At 48.8% G+C, this 1405-nt stretch carries 1 protein-coding gene and 1 pseudogene; both read right to left on the reverse strand.

Annotated features, from left to right (window positions below; genetic code table 11):
- A pseudogene (locus STRDD11_RS09815) lies at positions 1-286 on the reverse strand (aminotransferase class V-fold PLP-dependent enzyme); the annotation flags it as partial.
- 110 nt (positions 287-396) lie between these two features.
- Positions 397-1405: fructose-bisphosphatase class III (locus tag STRDD11_RS09820; RefSeq protein WP_128837313.1), on the reverse strand; the 1009-nt coding region annotated here is incomplete at its 5' end.

Consider the following 1405-nt stretch of genomic DNA (forward strand, 5'->3'; position numbering starts at 1 on the left):
ATGCTAGATACGATGATATGGCGGCCAAAAGGGGCTTTTTCAAAAGCCACGCCTTTAATGACCCAATTATCTCCTTCGGTTCCCCCGGACGTAAAAAAATCTCCTGAGCAGATTTGCCTAAGAGCTCTGCGATTTGCCGGCGGGAAGCCTCTAAGATCCGTGCCGCCTGACTGCCCAGACTGTGGAGGCTGGAAGGATTGCCCCAAATCTTTGAAGCGACTTCGGTATAGGCGGTCAAAGCTTCTGGATAGGGTCTGGTCGTTGCTGAATTGTCTAAATAAATCATGATGGTTCCTCTATTTTCAATACTCCTATTGTAACACGAAAAGGGCCCCAAAACAACAAAAGAAAACGGCCTCAAGTCGTATCCCAGACAGGAAGCCGCTAACTTAACGCTCAGTAATCATAATATTCATGCAGGAGTGCAAAAAGCTCCTGCTGCTGCCTCAGCAGCGTCTGGCCAATGGTAGTGGACTTGATCAAGGTTCGCTGCTCCACGTGTTCAATCACCTTCTTCAGAGATGTATGCGCAAAGGGACTTTCTACCGCTTTTGCCACATCCTGAAAAGGCTGATGGGTCACCAGCTGAAAGCCGTAAGAGTTATTGAGCAGGGAATAGCCGGCTGTCCCAGTCTTTTTCTGATAGGCTTCACAGAGGCCGCCGTCAATGACAAAAAGCAGTCCCTGACCGCGAATGGGAGACTCCCCTTTGGTCGTCTTGACCGGTGTGTGTCCATTGACAATCCGTGATTCCTCAGAAAAAAGGCCGAATTCCTCTAAGATCAAACGGCAGATTTTCTCAGACTTTCGATAGGAAAAGTAAGGATTCTCCGCTTCTTTGTGAGTTGCTCTGTCATCGATAAAATAGCGCTCCAGTGTCGTCATCTTTTTCTTTCCAAAGAGAGGAGACAGCTTGCCATTCCAGCAGTACCAGATGAGATCTGTCGAAAAATCATCACCGACAGATGGATCCTTGGCCGCCTGACGGATATGATACTCAAAGAAATCCAGCAGTTCCCTGCCGGCATACTGGGCCTGATGGATCTGCAGAGGCTGAAAATCTCCTGAGGCTTCTAAGGGGATGCAGCCGTGAAAAAGCAGATGGTTGTTGTAAATCTTATACATAGACCCCTTATTCATGAGAAAGGCGATGTGCTCGGCCAGCTTGATGGAATGCTGAAAAGACTCCAGCAGGCTGTCCACGGCTTCTGCTTCAGCCGAGCTGAGTTTCTTTGGATTGTCCGGACAGACCGTCTGAAAGCAGCCGTTAACCAGCGCATGCTTTTTGCCGTCAATCTGGACACTTTCTTCCCAAAAGTCAATCTTGTCCAGCGTGATATGGTCCTGCATCTGAAATTCCGGCCGCCGCTCAATCAGCTGACTTTCCAGCTTAAACTGCAGGATT

It is taken from the genome of Streptococcus sp. DD11 (assembly GCF_001578865.1).
Classification (GTDB): domain Bacteria; phylum Bacillota; class Bacilli; order Lactobacillales; family Streptococcaceae; genus Streptococcus; species Streptococcus panodentis.